We start from the raw sequence: 20,071 nt of genomic DNA, 5'->3' as shown, positions 1-20,071 counted from the left end.
CTTTCTCAGATTGGTATTGCGAAAAAAAGTGGTAAACAGGCTTTCAATTTACTCGTTTCCTCTGCTAATGCTTACTTTTCCATCCTTCCGAATGACGTCAGCACCAATCGCATCCGTTAAAACAAGCAGCGGTACGTAAGCATGGCCATTATTCAGGACGACTGGATTTTTCATCATTGTTTTTATCCCATTAATAAAAGCAACGTTCGAATTCACCTTAAAGATCATTTCGGATTTGGACAATTTGTCATTGACGATGATTTCTTGTTTAGCTGTATTCCATTTCACCGTTGCATGTAAACTTTCCATAACAAAACGAAGCGGTGCCATTTCTGTTTGTCCGATTTTGAATACTTTTAGTTCTCGTGCATCTTCAACTAGCAGATCTACTGATTTCCCTTGTTTTACAGGTGTTGAAGGATCTACATTAGTTTCAGGCTGCTGCTTTGGCAGCGTATAAGCGATTCGATCCACCTCAGCAATCTGGGTTTTACCTGGATACACATACTCGTTCGCCCAGCCATTGGTTTTGGTAGCCGGCCACATGTTCGCAATCATATAGCCAGGTGCTGAAGGGAGCTCTCCTCGTGAGCCGGTTTCCGTATGAACGAGCTTGCCGTCTACATACCACTTGATTGAATCCGGCGCCCATTCAAAGGCGTAATCATGGAAATCATCCGCTGCATCAAACCCTAGAGGAATGATCGTCGAATGCATGCCAACACCTTTTGTAAAATAATTCGTTTCGAACTGCGTCGTGTTTTTACCTAAAATCTCAATATCAATCTCGTCAGCCTTACCGTCTGAATCAGCGCCATAGGTGAAAAACCCGGTTACGACTCCATCGCCTTTAACCGCTTTCATTCGAACCTCAAACTTACCGTATCCGTAACGCTGTGTTGTAGAATATTCCCCTGAAGCATACGGTTTATCGGAGCATTGCGCTTTATCCTGTGCACACGGCTTGTCGTCAATCAACAATTTCAGTTTCCCGTCTTCAAAGATGACATGATCATCTCTCCAGCCGCTCAGAAAGGTTCCGCCATTGGACCATCCATTAGAAGCGTACCAGCGATCCGAATCCTTCTGGTCCAGCAAATCTATAAATGTTTTACCTAAAGCTTCTGGTGCTTCAGCTTCCTCTGCCATAGCAGCAACCGGCATTGCGCAGAGCATAACAGCGATTATGAATGTTAGCAGCGTGGATTTAAGATTTTGTTTCACAAATGAGCCTCCCATAGTAAATTGTGCTTTTCTCCATTTTTAACCCATCCTAATTGCCGTTACCTGAGGCCCCACCTCCCAACGTAAAAGCTTAGTTTTACTTCGTTAAGTAGATGAAAAACATTCTTTACATTCGTGTCATTCCCACAGCAAGCATTTTGCAATAATAAGTTCTTTACGGTTAAATTTTACAAATAAAAAATATGCTTTTCTCCTCTTTAACGATTATAAAATGGCACTATCCAACTGTTATTTGGCATACGACCAGATGAAGCGTAGTTTTTAGGCATAAAAAAAACCGTTCGAGCGCTGAGCTCGACGGTTTAATATGCATATAGACTTTTGCTAAGAGAACAAAAGCATTCACTGCACACTTATTTCATTGCTGCTATCCTCTGCCTTCTTAACAGGTAAAGCCATATAAATAGCAACAGCATAAAATATTATTCCTATAATCATGAACAAAATGCTGATAACATGAGGTGCTGTCATCATCGTCTCATCCATAGCTATTGCGAATTTACCGGGCGGATCACTCCATCCCGTCATTTTTCCAGCAAAATTAGCAATGGCTAGATATACAATACCAAATAGTAGAGTTCCAGATAGAAGGAATGTTGATCCCGCAATTAAACATATTTTTTTCATCTATGATAACCTCCCGATCTGTTATGAAAAAAAGGAGAACCGCTCCAATCAAGCGAAGATCAGAATCAGATCTCTTTTCCATTTTACCATATATCGGAAGTTTTTCTAAAGATCATTGATTATGAAGATTATGATTTATTCGTTTATAACAACGAGCTATTCTTTGCTTAACCTTTTAGCCTAGTCTGCATAAATACTACTTCATCAGCTAATTTCTCGATACGCGCAATGATGTCCTCATTTGCAATTTGCTGCTGCTCATCAAAATGTTCATCATGAATATAAACATGCCCCGGTGCTACATAAGCTCTAAAATAACCAGCTATCGGTTTCAGCTGATTTTCAACTACGAGGTAATGATGACTGGTTCCTCCAGTAGCGATAAATCCCATTACTTTGTTCGATATTTTGGGAACGGGAACGAGATCAAATAGATTTTTTAATACGCCGGTAATCGACGACTGAAAAATCGGTGTGCCGATAATATAAAAATCAGCAGCTGTTATCATCTCAATTACCTTTTGTGTATCTTCATTGTAGTCGGATATATTGCTTCCGTCGCAAAATTGCACGTTTTTGTAATGCCGCATATCCAGAAAATCCACTTCAATATCCGGATATTTGTTCCGGACAACGTCTAAGCTCGCATCTACAGCCGCAGCTGTTTTTGATCCCAAAATAGTGCCTGAAATGCCCAACAATTTCATCCTTTTCACGCTCCCGCAAATGTTATATTGATTTTTATTCCGTTTTTGATTAGACACTTATTAAACTATAATGTATATTATATTGAGGTCATTTGTTCTTTGTCAATGACCATATCCACAGCGTTGACATGATCTAACAGATAAGATACATTTATTATATATTTTAATATACTATATATAAATATAAAGGGAGAGAACCTTTCGTGAGCAATGAACAACCAGATCTATTTACAGATATAACGATTATTGGCGGCGGTCCAACAGGGATGTTCGCTGCGTTTTATGCTGGGATGCGGCATGCAAGCGTGAAAATTTTGGACAGTATGCCTCAGCTCGGCGGGCAGTTGGCTGCTCTATACCCTGAGAAATATATATATGATGTTGCTGGATTCCCTAAGGTGACAGCCCAGCAGCTAATTCATAATTTACAAGAACAAATGAATCATTTCCCTGTGCAGGTTTGCCTGGAAGAGAAGGTTCAGCAGGTGATTAAGAAGGACGAGCATCATTTTGAAATCATCACTGATAAAGGAACACACTTTAGTAAATCTGTCATTATTACCGGCGGCATAGGCGCATTTGAGCCGCGTCGATTAGAGCTTCCAGAAGCCAAACCTTTCGAAAACACAAACTTGCAGTATTTTATAAGTGACTTGAATCAGTATAGCGGCAAAAGGGTGATCATTAACGGAGGCGGCGATTCCGCGGTCGATTGGGCGCTTATGCTTGAACCGATTGCTGAAGAGGTTACGCTCATTCATCGGCGGGACAAGTTCCGCGCTCACGAGCACAGTGTCGAAAATCTTCTAAAATCGAAAGTGAATGTCATTACACCAGCGGAGATTACGGAGCTGCATGGGGATAAACAGATCGAGAAAATAACGATTACGTTTGGCAAAACAGGAGAAACACGCGAACTCGCATGCGACGCGCTCATCGTTAATTTTGGTTTTGTTTCCTCGCTTGGTCCCATTTTGGAATGGGGATTAGAAGTGGAGAACGGCTCTATCGTCGTTGATACTCGAATGGAAACGAATGTTAAAGGGATCTTTGCAGCTGGAGACATTACAAGTTATCCCGGCAAAATAAAGCTTATTGCAGTTGGTTTCGGAGAAGCTCCTACTGCCATTAATAACGCTAAGGTTTATTTGGACCCTACCGCTAAACTCTCGCCCGGCCACAGCAGTAATCTGAAGCTTTAACCACAGAAAAAACAAGAACAGTGAGATATAAATGCTACCTCACTGTTCTTGTTTTTGTCTCTTTTTTATGGAATAGGTACATCTTTGTCCGCCTTTGGCAAGACACTCGGATCTCGAAACCTCTACATCGCCCAGCATCGTTTCAAACAGCTTCAATTCACATTGGCAGGCATGCTGATATTTGGTCGCTACTTGCTCAATTGGGCAATTATTTTCTTTCAAAATAAATTGTTCGTTGTTGATCTTTTCCCATTCCACCATATATCCATTCTCGTTCTGAATTTCTGCGAGTGCCTTCACTCTATCCTCAAGCTCTTTGCTTTGCATGCTCGATTCGTATTTTTTAGTCATTTTGTTTTTGCGGCCTTCAAATAACGACTCTACCGCCGATGAGCCAAGCTGATCGGTAAGCTCATCCAATAATTCAAGCGTTAAGGTATGATATTTGCGCGGAAAAAATCCGTCTGCATGCTCCGTTAAACAATAAACCGCTGTTGGTCTGCCCATCGCTTGTCTTATGGTCTTTGATGAGATAAGGTTATCTCTCTCCAGCGATTGAATATGACGTCTAACGGCCATTACCGTAATTCCCAGCTCTTCCGTAAGATCCTTTGTACTTAAATTACCCTTCGTCTTCAGCAGCTGAAGAATATATTCTCTTGTAGAAAGCTGTCCTTGATCTATGTTGGTCATTCCTAATCACCTTCCGATAATTGTCATATGAAATATTTCATGTCTGAAATGAATACTGCAATAATAACATTTTCTAAAATCAATGTCTCCACTCTGCAATAATTCATCCTGCTATTCATCTTCATTTATCGGAATGGATCATCAAAATTAGATTTGATCTTTTATATACTATTATATATAATAAATTTAATAATTCAACTCCATCCTTTTTTCCAATTCTAAGCGAGGTGCATAATGATGATAGAAATAAGCGAAAAAGCAGAGTCCATTATTAATCAGATGGTTATCGATTCAGGAAATGATCGTACGTTTTTGCGAGTAGGCGTTGAAGATGGCGGCTGCAGCGGATTATCCTATAACATCAAATTGGATGATACCATTACAAATGATGACCACTCCTTGCAAACGGATCATATCAACGTGGTGTGGAACACTCAGAGCGAGCCTTATTTGGCAGGGTTAAAAATTGATTATGTGGAGCAAGGCATGACTGGCGGCTTCACGATTGATAATCCCAATGCTAAAGCAACCTGCGGCTGCGGAGCTAGCTTTCGTACGGCGACCTTCAAAGGTAAACGCGAAAAATGCGATGAATAACCCTCTCCTCCCATTCGGAAAGAGGCATTTTTTTAACACACTTATTATACATTTATATTGACTAAGTATGAAATATCAATTAAGCTGTAAGTATAACTTACCAAATCAACTTATGGAGGAATGAACCATGTCACATCAATTACCTGAACTGCCTTATGCAAACAATGCTTTGGAACCGCATATCGACGAGCAAACGATGATGATTCATCATGACCGCCATCATAATACGTATGTAACAAACTTAAACGCCGCTTTGGCGAACTATCCTGAGCTTCAGCAAAAAAGCTTAAATGAGCTGCTTCAAGATTTAAAAAGCGTCCCTTTAGATATTCGGACAGCCGTACAGAACAATGGAGGCGGACACGCCAACCACTCTTTATTTTGGGAATCGATTGGACCGAGTGGCGGAGGATTGCCTGCTGGTCATTTGGCAGATGCTATCGATAAAGAATTAGGCGGCTTCGACTCGTTTAAGGAGCAGTTTACGAAAGCAGCTACAACTCGTTTCGGCAGCGGGTGGGGGTGGTTAAGCGTAGATCATAAAGGCCATTTGTTCGTATCGAGCACGCCTAATCAAGATAGTCCGCTTATGGATAATCTGACTCCCATTTTAGGACTCGATGTTTGGGAGCATGCTTATTATCTGAACTACCAGAACAAACGCCCTGATTATATTTCAGCATTCTGGAATATCGTGTTATGGGATGTTGTAGCGAAACGATACGAAGCGGCTATCAAATAAGATGACAACGGATTATAAAAAGCTAGGCTGCTGCATGGCAACCTAGCTTTTGTCATGCTTATGGCGACTCCAAAATGCTTCCGTCACTGCCGTCGTCAACTTTTGATTCTACGCTTGTCATTGATTTCATTAACTCCGTTACGGTCACGAATTGAAAACCCCGTTTATCCAGCTCGTACAGTATCGTCTCCAAGGCTTTGACTGTCTGCTGAGAACCAGGAATGTAATCATGCAGCAATACGATGTCTCCGTTTCTTGCGTTATTCAAAACTTTGTTTACAATTTTGTTTACGCCAGGGCTTCGCCAATCATTTGTATCTTGATGCCATGACCACAAAATCGTTGTGTAACCTAATGTTTTCGCAACCTGAATTGAACTTTCATTATAATAGCCTCCGGGCGGGCGAAATAAAAGCGGCTTTTTCCCCGTTAAGGCTTCTAACGCATTTTCAGTTTTTACAATCTCCTCTCGAATAGTCGCTTGGCTTATCGATTTCAAGAAGTAAACATGATTAAACGTATGATTGGCTACCTCATGTCCTTCTGCAATTTCTCGCTTAATTGTTTCCGGGTAAAGCTTTACCTTGTTGCCCAGTACAAAAAACGTTGCTTTCGCATTGTATTTCTGCAACAAATCGAGAATAACTTCCGTTGTTTTCGGATATGGCCCATCGTCAAAGGTTAAAGCAATTTTCTTATCCTCTGTAGGAACCTCCCACACAATTTCCCCCCGCTTCTCATAAAAAAAACGGTCCTTTTTAATTGGTGCTGAGAAACCTACCAAAAAAACGAACATGAGCAGCAATAGCAGGCCACGCTTACTAATGGACAACGGTTTTCCTCCTAGCGGCTTATCGATATGTATGACGAGATGGATTCGGCAGCTCCTTAAGGAGCTGCCGATATCAAGTCTTATTAACGGAGCGGAGCGGTTATTGCATTGCCAATATCGCGAATCATGATGGTCACGTCATTCGCTAACGTCTTCAATGGATGGCCATTAGTCATGCTCGTGTTCATCGTTTGTATTTTCTTATGCATACCTTGATCGGATGTCACATGAATGTTGTACTCAGGGTATTGTCCTTTTAAGGCAGCATGCACTTGTTTCTCAATAATGGCTTTTTTGCCGATGTTATCAACATCTAGGCCTACGATTGCATCTTTATTATGAATGACGACTGTTGCTTTTTTCACACCGCTAACTTGCTTAGCACGATTCGCTAATTGACCAGCGCTTTTATTATGATCCATTCCGAGGCGATGTACCGTTCCATCGGTGCCATTCATACGATTTATGCCATTGAGACTGTTGGTTCCATTCATTCCATCACCGTCAATACCATAGGTGCGATTAGCACTATAAGGATTGGCGCTGTATGAATTGTTATTATTCACTAAAGGATCGACACCATATGCTCTATTATCCAAATTGTTATATCTTCTATCCGTCATATTAGTGCCGTGTGGAACCATTTTTGATTCAATACGATTCATGTCGTTTTTAACTCTCATCGATTTTTGGTTCACCGTATGGTTTTGACCGCATGCCGATATCGAAAATCCAATAGCTAGCACCATAACTGAAGTAAGAACCGGTTTTAAATGTTTTTTCACTACATAACACCTCCTGTTTAATGATAATAAGTTGTGCTAAATGTGATCATTCATACATGGGAAAAATATTTCAAGCAGCAACGGCATTTAAGATAACCTTTTTATTCGTTTATAAAGCACCTCAGGCGTAATATCGGGACTGCCTGCATTAATGCGCGGTATTTCCAATTTATTAATCCCTTTTTTGGCCAATCCAGGTTTTGTTGTATAGCCATAAATAACGCCTGCCTCCAGCATCGTTGGAAACAAAGCCTTAGAATAGATGCCAAAAGGATAGCTGATCGAATCTGGATTTTTCACACCTGCTTTTTTCAGATGGCTTATGCATGCTGCAGTGTCCTGCTTGACGCGTGATTTATGAAGCTCCAGTGCATTTTTCCCGCTGGCTTTTTTATTTACATAAGTTAATGCGCTTTTCTCCCCAACCTTCTGATGCAATTGATTGGTATGGCATTGAAAATCGATACTCGTTGATTTGGCCATCATTTGTTTTAATTGCGCGTAAGACAAATGCGGTATCGTCTGAGATGGCTTCTCTAAATAGCTTGTAATCGTAAAATTAACTGCTGGAATGGATAATTCTTTTAGGATCGGATAAGCCACTTTGTAAAAACTTTCATATCCGTCATCAAACGTGATCAATACGGCATTGCTCGGTACGGCGCCGCCAGCCAAAAAATGACGAAAGTCCTCCAGTCTAATGAACTGGTAGCCCTTGCTCCTTAAATAAATCAGCTGATCCCGAAAGAGCATCGACGAAATCGTCGAAGAGCTTGAATCTTTATCGTGAACATGATGATACATTAGAACAGCGACTTTATCCTTATACACACCAGATGAGCTCTTTGCCGAAACAGAGGAGGAACTTATAAGTATTAGAAAAGCCAGACTCAGCATGAAGGTCATTCGAAAAATGATATTCATTTTGTCGATTTGCTCCTTTCTAATGAACTCAGCTGTTCTCAAATTTTTGCAATATCCTCTGGAGGGTCGTAGTCATAAGGTCTGCAAAGCACCAGCAATCATACATGGTAAAAGTAGCTTCCATTCCTTAAAATAACAGGCTTCCATTTCTCCCAAGCAGGGATGGTTTTTTTTGCACGCAAAAAAGGAACAGTATCCGCATTCTACATAAGCGGTTAACTGTTCCCTCTACATTTGATTTTCCATCGTTTAATCCTCAACATTTCTTACATCTACAGATACATGCAATATTTGCTCGCCCGTGCCTCTATATACACCTTTAACCGGCACAATATCTTTATAATCCCGCCCGTGCCCAAGCTTTACATAACGCTCTCCAACAGGATCAACGTTAGTTGGATCAAAGCTGCACCAGCCTAGTCCGGGTACAAACGCTTCAACCCAAGCATGCGAAGCTTGCTCGAAATCAGCGCTTCCTCCCTGCAAATCACCAACAAAGTGATAGCCGCTTACGTATCTGACTGGAATGCCAAAAGCTCTGCAGCTTGCGATCATTAAATGCGCAAAATCCTGACATACGCCGCGTTTGCTCAAAAACATATCCGATGTTTTCGTCTTTACATCTGTCGCTTCAGGATCATAAATGAACTCGCTCCTAATCTTTGTAGACAGCGCACTTAGCCAATCGAGAACGCTGGCTTGACTGCTCGAGCTTGCGCTCAAAATTTCACCAGCAAATTGCTCCACCTCAGACGTAACAGCTGTATATTCGGTCGTAAGCAAAAACTCGGTGAAACGGTTGGCAGCTTCATCTGTTCTTAACCAGTTCCATGCCTGCTCTGGCGGCCGCTTGCTTAAGTATTGTTCACGTTCCTCCGACGTTGGCGCCTGCTTCGTAACAACGGTCATAGATGTTCGAATGGTAAGCCGCTTATGGGGACCATTAACCGAGAACGCATGAACACGGTTGCCAAAATAGTCCTCATAGGTGAACAAAGAGGCATTCGGTTCAATCGAAATCGCTTGCTGGTAACAGGACTGCCTTTCATTGGTGCTGGGCGTTAGTCTAATTTCATTGACACTGTCCGTCACTGACTCTGCATACTCGTACTGCGTGACATGTGAAATACTGAGCTTCATGCGCTTGCCTCCCCCATACGAAAAAAGGTTTTGGCAAAAGCCATCCCAAGCTGCTGACAAGCATCAAGCAAATGAGCAACGATCGTTCCATTCCGATCAATGACCATATCCTCTCGCTCAAGACACGCCAAATCCGCTTTCACCTTGCTCACTTGGCGGATTACTTTCTCATGTGCGGTGCGAAGCTGTTTATCCTGCAGTTCAATATGCCGCATATGTTCATCAAGGGTATGCAGTGCAAAATGAAGAGACCGCGGAAACACACCATTAAGAACAACAAATTCAACGATCGACTCCACAGAGATGCCATCAGCATAATAACGACGAAACGCTTGATAGCCGCTAACCGAGCGCAGTACGGCCTGCAAATATGGATATGCCCTTGCATTGTCCCAATCCTCGCCGCTAGCTGCGTTGCCCACTGCCTTGATGATGCGCAGCGTATTCTCAGAGCGCTCCAAGTATCGCCCGCATTCAATGAAATGCCATTCATTTTCCCTTGGCATGACGGATTGGCTGACCCCTTGAAATAGCGCCGTCCATTCCTTGATTCTTCCGAAAAACAAATGTGGAGATTCACGCAGCAAATCATCAGGCTGCTTCTCCCGCAGCCACAAATAAAAAGCATTTGTTGCATCCCACATTTCACTTGGCAACTTCTCGCGCAATGTACGAAGATTGCCGCGAGCATGACTGACGCAGGAAACCAAAGAGTTCGGATTATCACGATCAAGCGTCGTGTAGAACAGAACATCACGTTCATTGTAGCTGCTATATTGCTGCTCATAAGCCTCTCGGCTGCCAAGAGCATCTACAATTCTTGCCCATTTCGAATAAGACACCATCTCGTCGCCCTCCAGCTTTCCTTTTAGGCTTGGCGTGTCGTCGTCAACCTGCAGGTGGTAATGAACATCAATTAATCTAGCATGATTCTCAGCACGCTCCATGTAGCGGCCTATCCAAAACAACGCTTCTGCATTCCGGTTCAGCATATCAATCCCTCCTGTTAATTATCGTTTTAGGACCCACGTATCCTTGACTCCGCCGCCCTGAGAAGAGTTGACCACAAGTGAACCTTCCTTCATCGCAACACGTGTTAAACCGCCCGGAATGACATGAGTCTCTTCACCCATCAAAGCAAATGCGCGCAAATCAATATGCCGGGGCGTCATGCCGCCATCCACCATAACCGGCGCTCGCGAGAGCTTCATCGTCGTCTGGGCGATATATCGCTCAGGTTCCCGCTTAATAGCTTCAGCAAAAGCATGAATCTCGGGCAGGGAAGCGCTTGGACCAATCAACATGCCATAGCCCCCCGAAAGCGATGTCTCCTTCACGACGAGCTGATCCAAGTGTTCCAGCACATAATCACGTTCCTCCTTGCGCGTTAAAATGTACGTTGGAACGTTATGCAAAAGAGGCTCTTCTCCCAAATAGTAACGAATCATGTCTGGAACATACGCGTAAACGGCTTTATCATCTGCCACGCCTGTTCCCGGCGCATTAGCGATTGCTACATTTCCGGCACGATAAGCGTTCATGAGTCCAGGTACACCAAGGAAGGAATCCGGCTGAAAGGCAAGCGGATCAAGAAAATCATCATCAATGCGTCGATAAATAACATCCACTTGACGAAGTCCGCGCAAATCACGCAAATAAATTTTGTGGTCTTTGTATACGAGGTCCCTGCCTTCAACGAGGTGAATGCCCATCTGCTGCGCCAAAAAGGTATGTTCATAATAAGCTGAATTATAAGCACCAGGAGTGAGCAGCACGATCAAGGGGTCGCGTTTGCCGCTTGGAGAAAGCGCGCGAAGTGAGCTTAGAAAACAATTTAAGCTGCGGTCAATACTTTGTACTGAGCTTGATAAATACAAATCATGAAATAGCTCATTCATTAACGTTCTGCCTTTAAACAAATAAGAAAAGCCTGATGGAGAACGCAAATTATCCTCCAGCACATAATATCGGCCTTTCTCATCACGAATCAAATCAATGCCCGATGCTGTAATATATACACCGCCTGGAACATGTAGACCAGCCATTTCAGGCCGAAAATAAGTATTTGAAACAATCATTCTACGAGGAATGATACCGTCTGCTACAATTTTTTGTCCGTGATATACATCATGAAGGAATGCATTCAAAGCTTTGATTCGCTGCCTTACTCCTCGGTCAACGCCATCCCATTCATGCTTCGGTATGACGCGAGGGATATAATCGAACGGAATCGTTCGCTCAAGCGGCTCATTTTGCGCACCGCTGTACAGCGTGAAGGTAATGCCCTCCTCCATCATTCTTTGATTAATCGCGTTTTGCCGGACTGCAAGCTCAGTTGGATTCATTCTTCCGAATAATCGATGAACGCTTTCGTAGTGGTCACGAACAGAAAAGTCCTTATCGAACATTTCATCGTAAAAGGTCTGAGCATCGTAATATTGCGATTGCGACTGTTTGGCCGTCGACATGACAACCGCCTCCTTCATGATGGCCGCTATACCAGTTTGGTACTAGCTAGGGGGAAAATCGATCAATTTTGTTGATTTCACGTTAAAAAACTTAACATTAATTACATATTTGTATCGGAATGTTAGGATAATCATACTAAATTCTAAATATTGTGTCAACTTATATAACACGAAAGCAGGAACCCTCAAATGAGAGAATTCCTGCTTTTTCTGAGCTGCATTACCTATTCGGATTGGTTTAATTGCTGCAAATCCTTTGTAACTTTATCAACCATATTAACGAATGAAGCCAGTTCTTGGGATCGAGCTGCTTGATTACGGGCCTCAACCGAGGTTTGCTCCGATTCAAGGCGCACTGCGGATAGCTTCTTATCGATTTCCTCAAGCTTTGACTGTATCCCTTCAAGTGCGTTCCTTGATGAAGCGGCCAGCTTGCGCACTTCATTCGCAACAACTTCGAAGCCTCTCCCATTCTCGCCAGCTCTCGCAGCTTCTATCGCAGCATTAAGACCTAACAAATGCGTTTGATCCGATATGCCTCGAATCAAAGTTCCCATTTCGTTAATGCCTTCAAGCTCTTCACGAAGCTCACCTAATAGTGTATGCGTCTTATCCTGAGATTGCGAAGTCGAAATCGCAGTTGCCGCAATCGATTGTGCACCCTCGTCCAGTTCAAACATAAGTGAAGCAAGCTCTTGCACAGCACTCGTAACAGTCGTCAGCATGATGGAACGATTGTCTGCCAGCTCTTGAATTTTTTTCTGTTCATGCTGATTGTAAGCTTCAAGCACGAATTGCGAGTCCAGATTGAACAATTTCGTCAAAGCATGCACAACATCCTTCCAGCGTTCAGGAAGAACTCTTTTCAGTACGTTCGTCGATATGTCCAGATAAGTCATATATGTACCCAAATACCAGTCCGTCGTCAATCCAATTCGGGAATGAACAGCGCCTATTTTTATGCGGTTATCAATGTAAGCTTGGTCGATTACCCCCTCGGTAAGCGACATGTAATACCATATCTGCGTTTCCTTCAAACGCTCAATGGTGCTTACATTAGAAATAATAGCTACAAGCTCCGGCTGTTGGCCTATGCTTTCATAAAACCGGTCGACCACTTCATGGACAATATTTTGAAAAATGGGCTTGCATTCCGCTAAAATTTTGAGATCCTGCTCCGTAATGCCCGTGTATTCAATCTGCTTCTTGCGCTCTGCTGATAAATTAATCAAAATAGCCCGACTCCTTCGGTATATAGTAGACCACTATTACCTATTATATCGGAAAATATTCAAGAAACAGTATGATCATCTCAAATTCTTTTTAAACCTAGAGGAAGAAAAGAAATGGGGCTGTCCGTAAAGCAATTTCCGAATCATTCAGCCTCCACTTTTCAAGCAGTATGCTAGCAAAAAAGAACCTTCAGATTCAATTTCATAGTGGTTTTGAATGTTCTTTTGCATATACTTTGGGGTTCTCTCACACAAGTTTACCCTTTTTGAATATCCCCTTTTCTAATCCGGCAAGTATGCACTTCTACATTGTCCTTAATTATTTTCTATACTGCATATTCGCAGGATAGCGGCATCTTTCTCATACTTACGTGTAGCTATACTGTATTTCCTACAGTGTAAGCACTCTTTAAATGCTAAAATGGCAGATCATATTGCAAATTATTGCATAAATACAACATAAGTATCCAACACAGCTAAAAAAGGGCGAAGTTCCTGCAATTGTGCAGGATAGCTGGACGTAGATCGAGGAAAATGGTGTTGGAGACTTATCAAAATAGCATCAAAACAAAGAAATATGGTTTTACAAAATGAAGAAGGGGCGTCCCTAAGTCATTTATGACTTTTGAGACACCCACTTCTCTAATACTCCGGGCAATTTTTTATCGATTGAGCAGGCTTCCTACATAACGAAGCAATTCATTTGAACATACCGAGCAGTAGCTATGCTCATCCATAAGACGTTTCGTTACTTCATTAATTCGCTTCAATTGACTCTCATCCGGTGTTTTTGTAGACGTCGTTATTTTCACAATATCCTTCAGATCAGCGAACAGCTTCTTCTCAACGGCTTCGCGCAACCGCTCATGACTTGTAAAATCAAACTTTTTCCCTTTCCGCGAATAAGACGAGATTCGAATCAAAATCTCTTCGCGGAACGCTTTTTTCGCATTTTCGGAGACGCCAATTTGCTCCTCGATGGAACGCATGAGGCGCTCATCCGGATCCATCTCTTCGCCTGTCAGCGGATCTTTAATTTTTGCCCAGTTGCAATACGATTCAATGTTATCCAAGTAATTTTCAAATAAAGTACGGGCAGATTCTTCATAGGAATATACGAATGCCTTCTGAATTTCTTTTTTCGCGAGCAGATCGTATTCCTTGCGGGCCACCGAGATAAAATTCAGGTAGCGTTCACGCTCATCCTTCGTAATGGATGGATGGTGATCCAATCCTTCCTTAAGCGCACGCAAAACATCAAGCGCATTAATACATTGTGTATCCTGCTTAATAAGCGCGCTGGAAATTCGGTTAATGACGTAGCGCGGATCAATACCTGTCATGCCTTCCTCTAAGTATTCGTTTTGCATTTCCTTCAAATCTGCTTCCTTGAACCCTTCTACTTCCTCGCCGTCGTACATCCGCATTTTCTTCACAAGATCCATGCCTTGCTTCTTCGTTTCCTTCAGCCTCGTTAAGATGGAGAAGATGGCAGCAGCACGCAGCGCATGCGGTGCGATATGGATATGGCGCATATCGCTTTGCGCGATTAGCTTCTTATAAATTTTTTCTTCGTCGGACACTCGCAAATTGTAAGGGACCGGCATAACGATCATCCTGGAATGCAAGGCCTCATTTTTCTTATTGCTTATGAACGATTTGTACTCCGATTCATTCGTATGAGCAATAATAAGCTCATCCGCGCTGATCAAAGCGAATCGGCCTGCTTTAAAGTTGCCTTCCTGCGTCAATGAGAGCAAGTTCCATAAAAACTTCTCATCACACTTGAGCATTTCTTGAAATTCCATCAATCCGCGATTTGCCTTATTAAGCTCACCGTCAAAACGATAGGCGCGAGGATCGGACTCAGATCCATACTCCGTTATCGTCGAGAAATCGATGCTTCCTGTAAGATCGGCAATATCTTGTGACTTCGGATCGGATGGGCTGAATGTGCCAATACCAACACGGTTATCCTCAGAAATAAACACCCGCTCAACGAGTACGTTTTCAATATCGCCGCTGTATTCCGTCGTAAGCCTCATTTGGCATGAAGGGCATAGATTCCCTTCAATTCGAACACTGAGCTCTTTTTCAATATCAAGCCGAAGCTCATGGGGAATAAGATGAAGCGGATCCTCATGCATCGGGCAGCCTTTAATCGCATAAACGGCTCCACGCTCAGTTCTGGAAAATTTCTCTAGTCCTTTTTTGAGCATCGTAACGATTGTGGACTTTCCTCCGCTGACCGGACCCATTAACAATAGAATCCGTTTGCGAACCTCCAGCCTGCGAGCTGATGAATGGAAATATTCTTCAACCAGCTTCTCTACCGCACGATCCAGCCCAAAAATTTCTTGATCGAAAAATTTATACTGCTTGTTGCCGCCAACATCTTCCACCCCATGAGATTCAATCATTTCATAAACGCGAGAATGTGCTGTCATGGCCGGGGACGGGTCCTTCCTTAACAAATCAACGTAATCCTTGAATGTTCCTGTCCAAGCAAGTTTCTCGCTCTCAGCCTGATACTCCGATATTCGCTTGAAAATGTCCATACCGTGCCTCCTCCCATCGCTTCCGCATTCCACTTATCATTCTACGCCCGGGATTTGTCTCTAGACGCTCTATCGAGTGGTGCCAACTTTTATTGAGGTATTACATTCCTATGCTTATTCGAGGAGATAATTGCACACTATTTTTGTCCTTCATCCATCAAAAAACGACAAGTGCGCAAAATCCTTTGCTATAATGATTCATAAGCATCAATGGAAATGAACGTGGAGAGGAGTTAGCAAACGTGGCAGTAGCACGCGAAGAAGAGCTCTACAAACCTATAAAAAAGTATTATGAGCAGCTTGGTTATGCAGTAAAAAGCGAGGTCCTTCATTGCGATTTGGTCGCTATTCATCCTGAGCGAGCCGATACGATAATTGTCGAAATGAAAAAAACATTCAATCTCGCCTTGCTTTTGCAAGGGGTTGAACGTCTTCGATTAAATAGCCATGTCGTGCTGGCGGTTGAACGCAATCGAACGAAAAGCGGAGCGCACAACCAGCGCTTTGGCGATTTGACTGAACTGTGCCGAATGCTTGGACTCGGATTTATGACCGTCACCTTCTATAAAACAAAGACGCCGGTCATCGATTGGTTATGTCAGCCGGGCGATCCGCCGCTTCGCGGAGTAAGGCGCAAGAAGCAAGCACAGCTGCTGACCGAATTTAAGGAGCGCAGCGGCGACTATAACGTCGGCGGCAGTGCTGGCCGCAAGCTTGTTACAGCATACCGCGAGAAGGCTCTGCGCTGTGCTTATGCGCTTCACACCTCGGGACCACTAGCTCCGCGTGAGGTCGCAGCCATTACAGGCTATAGACGCAGCGGCGAAACGCTGCGCAGCAATTATTACGGCTGGTTTGATCGCATTGAACGCGGCAAATACAGCCTGCGCCCTGAGGGCGCGGCTGCATTATCTGAATATAGCAATGTTATCGCTGAATGGTCAGCAACGGTTAGCTCCGCCCCGTAAATTCACCGATCGCTTCAACAAACCGCAATACGCCTTGTTCTGTACGCGCTCCTGTATTATACGTGTAATTCAACCTTGCAGTGTTGCGCTGTGGATGATCGGCATAGAAAGAGCTGCCTGGCACAAACGCAACCCCTTTTTGAACCGCACACCGCAGGAGCGCCTCTGCATCCAACCCGTAAGGTAGCTCCAGCCATAGGAACATGCCGCCTTTCGGTTTTACCCAAGTGACGCCCTCTATTGCCTGGCGCTCAAGGAGACCATGCATCTCAAGCATACGCTCGCCATATGACTTTGAAATAAGACGGATATGATCATCGAGATCAAACCCTTTAAGCAATTGACTTAATATTTGTTGATCGATCGTACTCGAGTGTAGATCGGCAGCTTGCTTAGCTTTGGCTACCATGTTGATGACTTCGCTGTCTCCGATAGCCCAACCTGACCGCAGCGCAGGTGCTACCGTTTTAGAAAACGTACTCGTATAAAAAACAGCGCCGCCCTCTACTTGTCCTTCTAATGAGAACAGTGTAGGGAATTGCTCGCTCTCATCAAATTTTATGTCACCATAAGGATCATCTTCTATAATTGGCATTTCGTTTTGCTTGCAGAGAGCAAGTATTTTCTTCCTTCGCTCAACGCTCCATACACGTCCCGTAGGATTGCCGAATGTCGGTACAGCATACAGCAGCTTCGGACGATGCTCGCGAATAAGACGCTCTGCATCCTCAGGAATGATTCCATGCTCATCACTCTCCGCTGCCACTACTTTTAAACCATGAAGAGCAAAGACTTGCAAACTTGCCAAGTAAGTTGGCTTCTCAACCAAGATTACATCTCCAGGCTCTGTAAGTACGCCAACGAGCAAATCAATCGCCTGCTGCGATCCTGTCGTCAGAATCATCTGATCTGGATTAACATGCATTTGCTTAACTGCCATTCGCTCACAAAGCTGCTCCCGCAATGGCAAATACCCAGCTGTCAAACCATACTGCAATGCGCTTGCTCCAGCTGTAAATACACGATCTGCTGCTTCGCGCACGGCTTGTACGGGGAACAGCTCCTCAGCTGGAAGTCCTCCAGCAAATGAGATCATTTCCTTTCCTTGCGTCAGCTTAAGTATATCCCTAACCGCTGAAGATTTAAGCTCTGATACTCTAGATGAAAAACGATAATTCATATTGATTGCTCCTCCTCGCAAGCTATATTGTTATGCTTATACTCTCTATGTTAACAATGTGTTCACAACTTTTAAAGTTTTCTTTTTTGCCATCGTTGGTTATAATAAATACAGCATACTTGGAGGTGTCCCACAGATGAACTTTATTATCGTTATGACTGTGTTTGCATTGTTCATTATTGCGATGCTTACCAGCTCTTACAATGACGACAAAACAAAAGGACTATAAGCCTGCTTTATCCGCTTATAGCCAGCGCAACAAAAAAATGAAGCTTCCCGAAGAGCATTAATACTCTTCTCGGGAAGCTTCATTTCGTTATACAGCATGCAAAAACGCTGATTAGCGTTGCAGAACTGCCATTTCTTCCATACATACACCACAAACATAGCGATCCTTGAAATCACGAACTTCAACCATTGAACCGCAAAAAACACACTTTGGACGGTAACGCTCCAAAATGATATGGTCACCTTGGACGAAAATTTCAACGGGATCGCCCTCGTTCATCAAATAACGTTTACGTAATGATTTTGGAAGTACAATACGTCCGAGTTGGTCCACTTTTCTTACTACACCTGCTGGTTTCATCACTTTCACCTCTTCTGTGTCTGGTTTCGCAAGCTATTTTTGAGAAACCTCTGCGTTATAGTCTTTCGATGGCACTTCAGTATTTCCTTCCTAATTTAATAATTTCTTAATATCCTGCAATAATTCTTTTTATTAGAGCAAAAAAATTCCAAAAAATGAGAAATAAATTAACATTTTTAATCGAGTCCTGGAAAATGATTTTGTCTAAGCGCTTCATACACGATAATTGCTGCTGAATTGGACAGATTAAGTGATCGCACTTTATCCGTCATCGGCAATCTAATGCAAGTTTCTATATTCGCATCTATAAGCTCCTGTGGCAAGCCCTTTGTTTCTTTTCCGAATACAAAGAAATCGCCATCCTGATACTCGAACTGTGAATACGTCTTCTTCGCTTTCGTACTTGCGTAGAAGAATCGGCCTTGCGGATAACTTGCGAGCACCTCATCGAAGGAATCATGATACTCGATATGTACCGAATGCCAATAATCGAGTCCCGCCCTCTTCAAGGTACGATCGTCCGTATCGAAGCCAAGTGGTCTTACCAAATGCAAAATAGTGCCGGTTGCAGCGCATGTACGAGAAATATTACCTGTATTTGCAGGAATTTCTGGTTCTACCAAAACAATATGAAATGGCATAGTTTTGTTTCTCACCTCTCATTTTGCCTATTATACACGAAAATGACGAATATTTTTACACCCACTTTACGTACCGTTAATCTCAAGCATAATTTCAACCTTCATAATAGAACCATAATAGGCGGAAACACATGGAGGAGAGCTGAATCATGCGAAAAAAAATTTTGATCGTGGATGACGAACCATCTATTTCAATGTTGATTGAATTTAACTTAAAGCTGGCAGGTTATGATGTACGTTGTGTAGGTGATGGTGAAGCTGTATTCGAAATGCTTAAGCCTTTCCGTCCCGACTTAATTGTTCTAGATCTCATGCTGCCAAAAATGGATGGACTCCAAGTTTGCCGCGAGCTGCGCAAGCAAAGCAATGCTGTACCCATCGTTATGCTGACTGCACTTCAAGACGTAACCGATAAAATAGCTGGTCTTGATAATGGTGCCGATGACTATATGACTAAACCTTTTAGCCCGCAGGAGCTTGTTTCCCGTATTCAAGCTATTTTCCGCAGAGTTCAATCGCTTCCAGGCACTGCTGATGACACAACGTTCAACATTGGCCGCTTGAAGGTTCAGGTTGAACAGCGCGAAGTATTCATAGACGGCAAATCCGTTGAGCTTACGCCAAAGGAATTTGAACTGCTATTGTTCCTATGCCGCCACAAAGGAAAAGTGCTTAGCCGCCAGCAGCTGCTTCACGGCGTTTGGGATTACCATTTCCTCGGTGACACACGAATCGTCGACGTTCATATTAGCCATCTGCGCGACAAGATCGAGAAAAACGCACGTACGCCGGAATATATTATGACCGTCCGCAATGTCGGTTATAAATTAAACGGTCCTCATATTGCTGAGAGCAGTCTTGCCCAAGCTTAATGAACTTATAACTTCTATACCCAAAAAACAGCCTGCTTCTATATTAGAAGCAGGCTGTTTCTATTCTAG

The 20,071-nt window shown here is 43.1% G+C and carries 20 protein-coding genes; 5 read left to right on the top strand and 15 right to left on the bottom strand.

Translation table 11 applies throughout. The annotated features are described in order from the left end of the window. Positions 1-48: 48 nt before the first annotated feature. The 3 genes from AC1DOV_RS12715 to AC1DOV_RS12705 all read right to left on the bottom strand — a co-directional run bounded on the left by AC1DOV_RS12715 (position 49) and on the right by AC1DOV_RS12705 (position 2,579). Positions 49-1,224, bottom strand: a complete 1,176-nt coding sequence (locus AC1DOV_RS12715; protein ID WP_477550106.1) for a family 16 glycosylhydrolase — start codon at positions 1,222-1,224, stop codon at positions 49-51. A 363-nt stretch (positions 1,225-1,587) separates the two neighbouring features. Further along, positions 1,588-1,872 (bottom strand): hypothetical protein, encoded by a 285-nt coding sequence (locus AC1DOV_RS12710; protein WP_477508977.1) that lies wholly within the window; start codon positions 1,870-1,872, stop codon positions 1,588-1,590. Between the two features lie 167 nt (positions 1,873-2,039). Beyond that, entirely contained in the window at positions 2,040-2,579 is a 540-nt protein-coding gene (locus AC1DOV_RS12705; RefSeq protein WP_441908252.1) for an NADPH-dependent FMN reductase, read from the bottom strand. A gap of 203 nt (positions 2,580-2,782) precedes the next feature. On the opposite strand from AC1DOV_RS12705, the gene AC1DOV_RS12700 reads away from it, so the two are divergent. Continuing rightward, positions 2,783-3,781, top strand: a complete 999-nt coding sequence (locus AC1DOV_RS12700) for an NAD(P)/FAD-dependent oxidoreductase (RefSeq protein ID WP_477550105.1) — start codon at positions 2,783-2,785, stop codon at positions 3,779-3,781. A gap of 39 nt (positions 3,782-3,820) precedes the next feature. On the opposite strand, the gene AC1DOV_RS12695 is transcribed toward AC1DOV_RS12700, so the two are convergent. Continuing rightward, positions 3,821-4,474: a helix-turn-helix transcriptional regulator gene (locus tag AC1DOV_RS12695; RefSeq protein WP_477550104.1), complete on the bottom strand. Its 654-nt coding sequence runs from the start codon at positions 4,472-4,474 to the stop codon at positions 3,821-3,823. Positions 4,475-4,708: 234 nt separating this feature from the next. Between AC1DOV_RS12695 and AC1DOV_RS12690 the strand changes: the two genes are divergently transcribed. Next, positions 4,709-5,071 carry a HesB/IscA family protein gene (locus tag AC1DOV_RS12690; protein ID WP_305953881.1) on the top strand — a complete coding sequence of 121 codons (363 nt, stop codon included), beginning with the start codon at positions 4,709-4,711 and terminating at the stop codon, positions 5,069-5,071. 127 nt (positions 5,072-5,198) lie between these two features. Beyond that, a complete protein-coding gene (locus AC1DOV_RS12685) occupies positions 5,199-5,813 on the top strand; it encodes a superoxide dismutase (protein ID WP_477550103.1) in 615 nt (204 codons plus the stop codon). 58 nt (positions 5,814-5,871) lie between these two features. On the opposite strand, the gene AC1DOV_RS12680 is transcribed toward AC1DOV_RS12685, so the two are convergent. The 8 genes from AC1DOV_RS12680 to AC1DOV_RS12645 all read right to left on the bottom strand — a co-directional run bounded on the left by AC1DOV_RS12680 (position 5,872) and on the right by AC1DOV_RS12645 (position 15,752). Then, a complete protein-coding gene (locus tag AC1DOV_RS12680) occupies positions 5,872-6,645 on the bottom strand; it encodes a polysaccharide deacetylase family protein (RefSeq protein WP_477550102.1) in 774 nt (257 codons plus the stop codon). Between the two features lie 83 nt (positions 6,646-6,728). Then, complete coding sequence (locus AC1DOV_RS12675) at positions 6,729-7,430, bottom strand: YhcN/YlaJ family sporulation lipoprotein (RefSeq protein WP_477550101.1); 702 nt, start codon at positions 7,428-7,430, stop codon at positions 6,729-6,731. 87 nt (positions 7,431-7,517) lie between these two features. After that, the gene (locus tag AC1DOV_RS12670; protein WP_477550100.1) at positions 7,518-8,354 is read right to left on the bottom strand and encodes a polysaccharide deacetylase family protein; all 837 of its coding nucleotides are present in this window, start codon (positions 8,352-8,354) and stop codon (positions 7,518-7,520) included. A 249-nt stretch (positions 8,355-8,603) separates the two neighbouring features. Next, on the bottom strand, positions 8,604-9,494 hold the full coding sequence (locus AC1DOV_RS12665) for a transglutaminase family protein (protein WP_441876846.1): 891 nt from the start codon (positions 9,492-9,494) through the stop codon (positions 8,604-8,606). Further along, positions 9,491-10,486, bottom strand: coding sequence for an alpha-E domain-containing protein (locus AC1DOV_RS12660; RefSeq protein ID WP_441876843.1), 996 nt, complete (start codon positions 10,484-10,486; stop codon positions 9,491-9,493). Before AC1DOV_RS12660 ends, AC1DOV_RS12665 begins: the two co-directional genes overlap by 4 nt. A gap of 18 nt (positions 10,487-10,504) precedes the next feature. After that, complete coding sequence (locus AC1DOV_RS12655; protein ID WP_441876840.1) at positions 10,505-11,962, bottom strand: circularly permuted type 2 ATP-grasp protein; 1,458 nt, start codon at positions 11,960-11,962, stop codon at positions 10,505-10,507. 224 nt (positions 11,963-12,186) lie between these two features. Then, a complete protein-coding gene (locus AC1DOV_RS12650; RefSeq protein ID WP_076267612.1) occupies positions 12,187-13,194 on the bottom strand; it encodes a globin-coupled sensor protein in 1,008 nt (335 codons plus the stop codon). 662 nt (positions 13,195-13,856) lie between these two features. Then, entirely contained in the window at positions 13,857-15,752 is a 1,896-nt protein-coding gene (locus AC1DOV_RS12645; RefSeq protein ID WP_339204377.1) for a PrkA family serine protein kinase, read from the bottom strand. Between the two features lie 242 nt (positions 15,753-15,994). On the opposite strand from AC1DOV_RS12645, the gene AC1DOV_RS12640 reads away from it, so the two are divergent. Next, on the top strand, positions 15,995-16,720 hold the full coding sequence (locus AC1DOV_RS12640; RefSeq protein ID WP_477550099.1) for a DUF2161 family putative PD-(D/E)XK-type phosphodiesterase: 726 nt from the start codon (positions 15,995-15,997) through the stop codon (positions 16,718-16,720). On the opposite strand, the gene AC1DOV_RS12635 is transcribed toward AC1DOV_RS12640, so the two are convergent. The 3 genes from AC1DOV_RS12635 to trmL form a co-directional block, all read right to left on the bottom strand. Then, on the bottom strand, positions 16,704-17,900 hold the full coding sequence (locus AC1DOV_RS12635; protein ID WP_477550098.1) for an aminotransferase-like domain-containing protein: 1,197 nt from the start codon (positions 17,898-17,900) through the stop codon (positions 16,704-16,706). The two genes, AC1DOV_RS12640 and AC1DOV_RS12635, sit on opposite strands and share 17 nt — an antisense overlap. Before the next feature lie 340 nt (positions 17,901-18,240). Continuing rightward, positions 18,241-18,489 carry an AbrB/MazE/SpoVT family DNA-binding domain-containing protein gene (locus AC1DOV_RS12630; protein WP_054023539.1) on the bottom strand — a complete coding sequence of 83 codons (249 nt, stop codon included), beginning with the start codon at positions 18,487-18,489 and terminating at the stop codon, positions 18,241-18,243. 176 nt (positions 18,490-18,665) lie between these two features. Then, positions 18,666-19,130 (bottom strand): tRNA (uridine(34)/cytosine(34)/5-carboxymethylaminomethyluridine(34)-2'-O)-methyltransferase TrmL, encoded by a 465-nt coding sequence (gene trmL / locus AC1DOV_RS12625; protein WP_339204382.1) that lies wholly within the window; start codon positions 19,128-19,130, stop codon positions 18,666-18,668. A 149-nt stretch (positions 19,131-19,279) separates the two neighbouring features. Here trmL and AC1DOV_RS12620 point away from each other — a divergent pair, with 149 nt between their 5' ends. Next, positions 19,280-20,002, top strand: coding sequence for a response regulator transcription factor (locus tag AC1DOV_RS12620; RefSeq protein ID WP_076267607.1), 723 nt, complete (start codon positions 19,280-19,282; stop codon positions 20,000-20,002). Positions 20,003-20,071 lie beyond the last annotated feature (69 nt).

Source organism: Paenibacillus sp. 01T47 (assembly GCF_056398245.1).
The sequence above is the reverse complement of the archived record's forward strand: the minus strand, read 5'-3'. Positions and strand labels throughout refer to the sequence as shown.

Excerpts from the sequence above, each read along its gene's own strand:
- AC1DOV_RS12710 (WP_477508977.1), bottom strand. The coding sequence starts at position 1,872 with ATGAAAAAAATATGTTTAATTGCGGGATCAACATTCCTTCTATCTGGA.
- AC1DOV_RS12705 (WP_441908252.1), bottom strand. The coding sequence starts at position 2,579 with ATGAAATTGTTGGGCATTTCAGGCACTATTTTGGGATCAAAAACAGCT.
- AC1DOV_RS12695 (WP_477550104.1), bottom strand. The coding sequence starts at position 4,474 with ATGACCAACATAGATCAAGGACAGCTTTCTACAAGAGAATATATTCTT.
- AC1DOV_RS12690 (WP_305953881.1), top strand. The coding sequence starts at position 4,709 with ATGATGATAGAAATAAGCGAAAAAGCAGAGTCCATTATTAATCAGATG.
- AC1DOV_RS12685 (WP_477550103.1), top strand. The coding sequence starts at position 5,199 with ATGTCACATCAATTACCTGAACTGCCTTATGCAAACAATGCTTTGGAA.
- AC1DOV_RS12670 (WP_477550100.1), bottom strand. The coding sequence starts at position 8,354 with ATGAATATCATTTTTCGAATGACCTTCATGCTGAGTCTGGCTTTTCTA.
- AC1DOV_RS12665 (WP_441876846.1), bottom strand. The coding sequence starts at position 9,494 with ATGAAGCTCAGTATTTCACATGTCACGCAGTACGAGTATGCAGAGTCA.
- AC1DOV_RS12660 (WP_441876843.1), bottom strand. The coding sequence starts at position 10,486 with ATGCTGAACCGGAATGCAGAAGCGTTGTTTTGGATAGGCCGCTACATG.
- AC1DOV_RS12655 (WP_441876840.1), bottom strand. The coding sequence starts at position 11,962 with ATGTCGACGGCCAAACAGTCGCAATCGCAATATTACGATGCTCAGACC.
- AC1DOV_RS12645 (WP_339204377.1), bottom strand. The coding sequence starts at position 15,752 with ATGGACATTTTCAAGCGAATATCGGAGTATCAGGCTGAGAGCGAGAAA.
- AC1DOV_RS12635 (WP_477550098.1), bottom strand. The coding sequence starts at position 17,900 with ATGAATTATCGTTTTTCATCTAGAGTATCAGAGCTTAAATCTTCAGCG.
- AC1DOV_RS12630 (WP_054023539.1), bottom strand. The coding sequence starts at position 18,489 with ATGAAACCAGCAGGTGTAGTAAGAAAAGTGGACCAACTCGGACGTATT.
- trmL (WP_339204382.1), bottom strand. The coding sequence starts at position 19,130 with ATGCCATTTCATATTGTTTTGGTAGAACCAGAAATTCCTGCAAATACA.
- AC1DOV_RS12620 (WP_076267607.1), top strand. The coding sequence starts at position 19,280 with ATGCGAAAAAAAATTTTGATCGTGGATGACGAACCATCTATTTCAATG.